The following is a 6,810-nucleotide window of genomic DNA, read 5'->3' as shown; positions in this document are numbered from 1 at the left end:
CTCCCACGCCTCTCCGCCCTGTTCCATCCCGCCTCCCTCCACGTGCCGGGGAAAGAGCAAGGCGTGTGCCCTGGCCTCCCACTCCTGCGGATAGGGTGAGGCCCGTCCAGACCCGCGCGAAGGGGCCCGGACCCGGGACGGACAGCGGTGCTCCAACCGCACTCTCGGCGCGCGAGGAGACGGGGGCTGGAGGTGCCTGACCGCTAGAAGCGGGAGATGGCGAAGAAGCCCTTGATCTTGTCGTTCGTCTCGCGAAGCCGCTCGCTCAGCGTGCGGACGAACGTCCAGAGGAGCACGTAGGCCAGGTCCTTGTCCGTGAACATGAGCTGGTCCAGCTTCGCCCGCTCGATGACCCACACCGTGCAGCCACTGTGGGCGATGGCGTCCGCGGAGCGGGGTGAATCCTCGATGACCGCCATCTCCCCGAAATACTGGCCGGGTTCGAGAATGGCGAGCGCCTCTTCCCCGATGCCCGGCACGGATTTGGAAATGCGCACCTTGCCGTCGGTGAGGATGAACATGTCCTGACCGGTGTCTCCCTCGCGGAAGACGAAGTCGCCGGCGGTGTAGGTCCGGGACCGGGCAATCTGGGCGACCTTGGCGAGCTGGCCCTGGGTCAAACCCTCGAAGAGCGCAACCTTCTTGAGGACAGCGGCATCCATGGGGTCCAGGTACGTATCATGGCCTGGAGTACGGCGTCTGGTACCGTCCGGGCCCGAAAACGCATCAGCGCAGGAGGCGCCGTGTCGCAGGACAAGATTCAGAAGGTCACCATCATCGGTTCAGGCCCCGCGGGCTACACGGCCGCCATCTACGCGGCGCGCGCCAACCTGGAGCCCGTGGTGTTCGCCGGTGGCCCCACCCTGGAGCACCCCCAGCGCGTGCCGGGCGGCCAGCTCATGGTCACCACCGACGTGGAGAACTACCCCGGCTTCGCGGAGCCCATCACCGGCCCGGAGCTGATGGAGCGCTTCCAGAAGCAGGCGGAGCGCTTCGGCACCGCGCTGCACATGGAGAACATCACCAAGGTGGACTTCTCCCAGCGGCCCTTCCTGCTGGAGAGCGAGAGCGGCATGCAGGTGCGCTCGGAGACGGTCATCATCTCCACGGGCGCCACCGCCAAGTGGCTCAACGTCAAGGGCGAGGACACCTACAAGAACCGCGGCGTGTCCGCGTGCGCCACCTGCGACGGCGCCTTCTACAAGAAGCAGGACGTGCTGGTGGTGGGCGGCGGCGACACGGCCATGGAAGAGGCCACGTACCTGGCGAAGATCGTCAACCACGTCACGCTCATCCACCGCCGTGACTCCCTGCGCGCCTCCAAGGTGATGCAGGAGCGCGCGCTCAACAACCCGAAGATCTCCTTCCTGTGGAACTCCGCGGTGGAAGAGGTGGTGGGCAACAACAAGGGGATGACGGGCGCCGTCGTGCGCAACCTGAAGACGAACGACAGCCAGCTCGTCACCGCGACGGGTCTGTTCGTCGCCATCGGCCACACGCCGAACACGGAGCTGTTCCAGGGCATCCTGGAGACGCACCAGGGCGGCTACCTGAAGACGATTCCCGGCAGCACCCGCACCAACATCCCCGGCGTCTTCGCCTGCGGTGACGTGCAGGACAGCTACTACCGCCAGGCCATCACCGCCGCGGGCACGGGCTGCATGGCCGCCATCGACGCGGAGCGCTGGCTCATCGAGCAGGGCGAGTAGTTCCTCCAAGGCCTCCGCCTTCCAGCGAGAAGACACGTCCATGAGCACGAAGCAGAAGACGGTGGCGGTGCACGCGGGCTCCCGGCTCACCGGGAGCAAGGCGGTGCCCGTCATGCCGCCCATCTTCCCGGCGGCGGTGAACTGGTTCGACAGCAGCGATGACTTGTCGGACGCGCTGGACGGCAAGGACTACGCCTACGCCCGCATCAGCGCGCCCAACGCGGCGCTGCTGGAGGAGGCGGTGGCGGCGCTGGAAGGGGCGGAGGCGTGCGTCGCGTACGCCTCCGGCATGGCCGCGCTGCGCTCGCTCTTCGACGCGCAGCCGTGGAAGGCCGGGGACGTGCTGGTGATGCCGACGGATGGCTACGGCGTCACCCGCTTCCTCTACAAGAACCTCTGCGCCCGCTGGGGCGTGGAGCTGCGGCCGCTGAACCAGACGGATCCGGAGGCACCCGCGCGCATCCGCGAGTGGCGTCCGCGCATGGTCCTGGCGGAGAGCATCTCCAATCCGCTGCTGCGCGTGCCGGACATCCGCGCGCTGGCCCAGGCGTGCCGCGACGCGGGCAGCGTGTTCGCGGTGGACGCGACCTTCCCGTCGCCCTTCGGGCAGCGCGCGCTGGAGCTGGGCGCGGACTACTCGGTGCAGTCCACCAGCAAGTGGCTCAACGGCCACAGCGACGCGCTGGGCGGCACGGTGAGCGGCACGAAGGCGCGGATGGACCCCTTGCGTTCGGCGCGCATCCTGTCCGGGGACGTGCTGGGCCCCTTCGAGGCGTGGCTCACGCTGCGCGGCCTGCGCACGCTGCCCGTCCGCATGAAGGCCCACAACGAGCACGCCGCTCATGTGGCGAAGCGGCTGTCGGATTCGCCACTGCTGGAGCGGGTCATCTATCCGGGCCTGACGTCCCATCCGGACCACGCGGTGGCGGGCCGGGTGCTGGAGGGCGGCTTCGGGCCCATGGTGGCGTTTGAGATCCGGGGCGCGGGGCAGAAGGAGGGCGACCGGTTCCTGGAGGCGCTGCGGGTGTGCAAGCCCGGGCCGTCGCTGGGGGACGTGGGCACGCTGGTGATGCACGCGGCCAGCGCCAGTGCGCGCCGGATGACGCCCGAGGAGCGCGCCCAGGCGGGCATCCGCGACAGCCTCATCCGCGTGTCCGTGGGGCTGGAGGATCCGGACGACGTGGCGGACGACCTGCTCGCCGCCGTGGCGAAGGGGGCCGGCCGGTGAAGATGGTGGATGTCGGTGACAAGCCGAAGACGGAGCGCGTGGCGGTGGCCACGGCGCGCCTGCGGATGCTGCCCGCGACGCGCGAGCGCATCCTCGCGGGGAAGGTGGAGAAGGGGGACGTGCTCGCGGCGGCGCGGCTCGCGGGCATCATGGCCGCCAAGCGCACCCCGGACTTCGTGCCCCTGTGCCACCCCATCGCGCTCGCGGGCGTGGAGGTGACGCTCACGCCCGTGGACGAAGGGCTGGACGTGCGCGTGCGGGTGAAGACGGTGGACCGCACGGGCGTGGAGATGGAGGCGCTCACGGCCGCGTGCGCGGCGGCGCTCACCGTCTATGACATGTGCAAGAGCGTGGACCGGGGCATGGTCATCGAGGCCGTGCAGCTGGACCACAAGTCCGGGGGCCGCTCGGGCACGTGGGAGCGCGAGGCGGACGCCGCTCCGGTGAAGAAGCCCGCCGCCCCGAAGTCCCGTCGCAAGACGTCCCGGCCCCGCGCCGCGCGTTGAGCCGGAGCTCCTACCGCCGAGCGTCCGCGCGCAGCTGCTCCATGAAGAACGCCACCACCGCCAGCGAGTGCGTGATGTGTCCTTCCAGGATGAGGCGGGGCACATCCGCGCGCGGATGCAGCTCCACGGCGATGTCCTCGCCATCGTCCTGGTGCCCGTCGCTCACGCGCTCGCAGTCGAGCGCCAGGAACACGTGGCTCTGGTTCGACTGGAAGGCCGGGTTGGGGTGCACCGCGCCCAGCGACTCCAGCCTCCCGGCGCGATAGCCCGTCTCCTCTTCCAGCTCGCGCGCGGCGGCGACCTCGGGCGCCTCCCCCGGCTCGACGCAACCGCCGGGCAGCTCCAACGTCGACGCGTCGATGCCGAAGCGGAACTGGCGCACCATCACCAGTGCGTCCTGCTTCGTCACCGCGATGACGTTGACCCAGTCCGCGCAATCCATCCGCACGCGCGGGTGCTCCTGCTGCGTGCGCGGATCCACCACCTTGTCCTCGCGCACCTTCACCACGCCGAAGTCGTGCTCCAACCCGCGGCGCAGGCGCAACCAGGGCTTCAGACTCGGCGCCTTCGGTTCAGAGGAGGACGACATACGGGGGGCTTCCTTCCGGCGTGCCGCCAGACAGCGCTGCGTTCAGTTCAACAACTCCGCCCGCTCGCGCAACTCGCGCGCGGACATCTCCAGCCGCTCCCGGTCTGGCGCATCCGGCGACAACTCCAGGCAGCGCTCCACGTCCTTGAGCGCCGCGCGGAAGGCCCCCATCGTGGTGAGCAGCGCGGCCCGCGTGCGCAGCTCTCCCGGATGGTCCGGCGCCAGCAAGAGCAACAGGTCCACCACCGCCAGTCCCTGCTCGCTGTCCTCGCGCCCCAGGTACACGCGGCGCAGGTTGGACAGCATCCGGTACGCGATGAGCTCCACCGGCGCGGGCGCCAGCATGGAGCGGTCGAACTTGAGCTGCGGCGCCACGCGCTTGAGCAGCTCCTCGCACCCGTGCTCCGTGAGGATGTCGCCGTGGTGGAACGGATCCATCACCAGCTTGTGGTCCCCCGCGTCGCACGCCACCAGGAAGTGCCCCGGGAAGGGGACGCCGTACAGCGGGATGCCCGCGCGGCGCGCGACCTCCAGGTAGAGCACCGACAGGGTAATCGGCAGCCCCACCTTCCGCTCCAGCACCCGGTCCAGGAAGCTGTTGTCCGGGGCGTGGTAGTCGTCCTCGTTGCCCCGGAAGCCCTCGATGTCCGCCAGCACGTGGCGCAGGGCGCGCAGGGAGGCCAGGGCCTCGCCCTTCTCGCTGAGCCGCTCCGCCTCCACCTGCACCCGGCACGCGAGCGCGTCCAGCGTGTGCAGACACGCCGGGGCGTCCAGGTCCACCCGACCCAGCGTCGCGATGGCCAGGGCCGCCAGGTCCAGCCGCGGGGGATCCGCGGCCAGGGAAGACACCAGCCGCTCGCGTGCCAGCGGCGGGCCGAATCCAGAGGGAAAGCTCACGGTGCGCACCAGTAACCCACGGAAGGTCCTACGGCAAAGGCAGGCAGCCGAGCGTCAGGCCCCAGGAGGCATGGCAGGCAGGCGACCCTTGATCTCCGCCCGGAGCGCCATGTGGGCGGAAATCAGTCCGGCCAGGATTCCATCCTCGAACTCGAAGGAGGGGTGCTCCTTCAGCTCAGGGAAGTCGTGCGGGTTGCGCATCTCCTCCGGCCCGATGTTGGGCACCGCCTCGCGCGCCAGACGCAGCACCTTCGCCTGCTGCTGGGAAATCATCCGCTCATAGAGCGCGGTGGCCAGGTCCAGGAACTGGTTCGCCGTGTCTTCCGTCATGGTGTGCCTCTACTCCTGAGCGATGTCCCACTTCATCCGACGGTAGGTGTAACGGAAGACCTCGGCGTTCGCTTCGACGGCGTCGCCCTGGGCCTCCCGCCCGTCCAGGAAGCCGACGAAGTCGAACTGCCGTCCGGGCGTTGCGTACTCGGCGTCGAAGACCCGGACAATCTCATTCGCCGGCAGGGTGCGCCGGCCGGCCACGTTCACCAGGGGGATGTTCAAGCCCTTCATGTCCTTCGCGGGCGCATACGCCTTCCAGACGAGCTCCGTGCACACCAGCGTCTGGTCGGAGAAGAAGTCGAAGTTGAAGTCGTACGGACGGCCCTGGAAGGTGAAGGCGCGCAGGATGGCGCGGGCCTTGTCCACAGGAGGCACGCGCGGGCGCAGCACGCCCAGGTAGTCCACGTGCATGCCGTGCTCCGTGCCGGTGAAGCTCACGCCCTCGCTGATGGACTCGATGATGCGCAGCGGATCCCCATGGGCGTCCTTGCCGGTGTACTCGGCCCACTTGGCGGGGAACGCCTGGGCCAGGTGCCCGGTGAACGTCTGGGGATGGCCGGGCAGGGTGGCCACCCACGCCTTCACCTCCGGATCCGCGTCGAACGCCAGGGCCAGGTCCTTCGGCGTGCCCACGTAGAGCTCCGCGTGCGGCCAGAAGCCCGGCAGGCCGATGTTGGAGAGGAACCAGTTCTGCCGCGCCACCAGGATGTCCCCCGGCGCCATCCGCTCCACCAGCTTCAGCGTCTGCTCGCGGGAGATGAGCGGCTTGCCCACGCGGTGCACGCGCGTGTCGCCCATCCACTCCGCCACCGTCTTCTGCACCGGGAACACCGCGCGCGCGGTGGTGTCCTGGGTGAGGTCCGCCACGGCCTTGGCGAACAGCACCGGGCCGCGCTTGAGCAGCCGCGAGCGCGCGGCCTGGCTGTCGGCCCGCATGGCCTGGAGCAGCGCGGGGACGCCCGGCTCGTCCAGCACGCCGGCCTTCGCGAGGATGGGGTGCAGCGTCGCGCGGTAGCCGTCGCCCGTGAAGAGCTGGGTGGAGGTGCCCACGTGGAGGACCTTCTCCTTGAAGTGGGCGAAGGCGCGCGGCGGCAGGCCGTACTCCGGGACGGACTCATCCAGCAGCACCTCCAACTGCGCCTGGCCTCCGGTGAGGTCCGCGTAGTGCAGGCCCTGGGACAACTCCGCGGCGAGCGCGGCGTGGGTCAGCAGGAAGCCCCAGGCGTGCTTCTTCGGCTGGGTGAGGGAGGGCACCTTGAGGAAGTCCCAGTAGCGCTGGCGCACCACCTCCGTGGACACGAAGCAGTCGAAGAAGGCGGCCCAGGTGGACACCAAGAGCTGCTTCTCATCCGGGGTGTACGGCACGCTCTGCTTGCGGCGGTACAGCTCGCGCGAGCGCAGCGCCTCCGCCCGCACGCGGCGCAGGCCCTCGGTGCCCAGCCGCAGCGCTTCCAGGTCGCGTCGCGCCTGGGCCACGAAGGCGGCCTCCTCCAGCGCGTACACGTCGCGGGGGGCCTGGGCGGGCGCGGTGGCGGACGGTGGTTCGGC

8 protein-coding genes are annotated in these 6,810 nt (G+C 69.9%); 3 read left to right on the top strand and 5 right to left on the bottom strand.

The window, feature by feature from the left end:
• Positions 1–203 precede the first annotated feature (203 nt).
• Positions 204–662, bottom strand: a complete 459-nt coding sequence (locus D7X74_RS37720; RefSeq protein ID WP_120537817.1) for a cyclic nucleotide-binding domain-containing protein — start codon at positions 660–662, stop codon at positions 204–206.
• 81 nt (positions 663–743) lie between these two features.
• Between D7X74_RS37720 and trxB the strand changes: the two genes are divergently transcribed.
• Genes trxB through moaC form a run of 3 tightly spaced genes read left to right on the top strand, consistent with a single transcriptional unit; the run spans position 744 to position 3,443 of the window.
• The gene (gene trxB, locus D7X74_RS37715) at positions 744–1,709 is read left to right on the top strand and encodes a thioredoxin-disulfide reductase (RefSeq protein ID WP_120537816.1); all 966 of its coding nucleotides are present in this window, start codon (positions 744–746) and stop codon (positions 1,707–1,709) included.
• Positions 1,710–1,749: 40 nt separating this feature from the next.
• Positions 1,750–2,937, top strand: a complete 1,188-nt coding sequence (locus D7X74_RS37710; RefSeq protein ID WP_120537815.1) for a PLP-dependent aspartate aminotransferase family protein — start codon at positions 1,750–1,752, stop codon at positions 2,935–2,937.
• Positions 2,934–3,443, top strand: a complete 510-nt coding sequence (moaC, locus tag D7X74_RS37705) for a cyclic pyranopterin monophosphate synthase MoaC (RefSeq protein WP_120537814.1) — start codon at positions 2,934–2,936, stop codon at positions 3,441–3,443. The genes D7X74_RS37710 and moaC overlap by 4 nt, the downstream gene beginning before the upstream one ends.
• Positions 3,444–3,453: 10 nt before the next feature.
• Here moaC and D7X74_RS37700 read toward each other — a convergent pair whose 3' ends face one another.
• The 4 genes from D7X74_RS37700 to D7X74_RS37685 form a co-directional block, all read right to left on the bottom strand.
• Positions 3,454–4,032, bottom strand: coding sequence for an NUDIX hydrolase (locus D7X74_RS37700; protein WP_120537813.1), 579 nt, complete (start codon positions 4,030–4,032; stop codon positions 3,454–3,456).
• Positions 4,033–4,074: 42 nt separating this feature from the next.
• Positions 4,075–4,899: a SirB1 family protein gene (locus tag D7X74_RS37695; RefSeq protein WP_120537818.1), complete on the bottom strand. Its 825-nt coding sequence runs from the start codon at positions 4,897–4,899 to the stop codon at positions 4,075–4,077.
• Positions 4,900–4,983: 84 nt separating this feature from the next.
• Complete coding sequence (locus D7X74_RS37690; RefSeq protein ID WP_120537812.1) at positions 4,984–5,259, bottom strand: hypothetical protein; 276 nt, start codon at positions 5,257–5,259, stop codon at positions 4,984–4,986.
• 9 nt (positions 5,260–5,268) lie between these two features.
• On the bottom strand, positions 5,269–6,810 hold a 1,542-nt coding region (locus tag D7X74_RS37685; protein ID WP_120537811.1), incomplete at its 5' end, for a YiiX/YebB-like N1pC/P60 family cysteine hydrolase.

The organism is Corallococcus sp. CA047B, assembly GCF_003612065.1.
In the GTDB taxonomy this organism is placed as follows: domain Bacteria; phylum Myxococcota; class Myxococcia; order Myxococcales; family Myxococcaceae; genus Corallococcus; species Corallococcus praedator.
Note: the sequence above shows the minus strand (reverse complement) of the source record. Positions and strands in the feature narration are given on the sequence as shown.

What these genes read in the sequence shown, in the direction of transcription:
- D7X74_RS37720 (WP_120537817.1), bottom strand. Translation starts at nt 662, where the DNA reads ATGGATGCCGCTGTCCTCAAGAAGGTTGCGCTCTTCGAGGGTTTGACC.
- D7X74_RS37710 (WP_120537815.1), top strand. Translation starts at nt 1,750, where the DNA reads ATGAGCACGAAGCAGAAGACGGTGGCGGTGCACGCGGGCTCCCGGCTC.
- D7X74_RS37700 (WP_120537813.1), bottom strand. Translation starts at nt 4,032, where the DNA reads ATGTCGTCCTCCTCTGAACCGAAGGCGCCGAGTCTGAAGCCCTGGTTG.
- D7X74_RS37690 (WP_120537812.1), bottom strand. Translation starts at nt 5,259, where the DNA reads ATGACGGAAGACACGGCGAACCAGTTCCTGGACCTGGCCACCGCGCTC.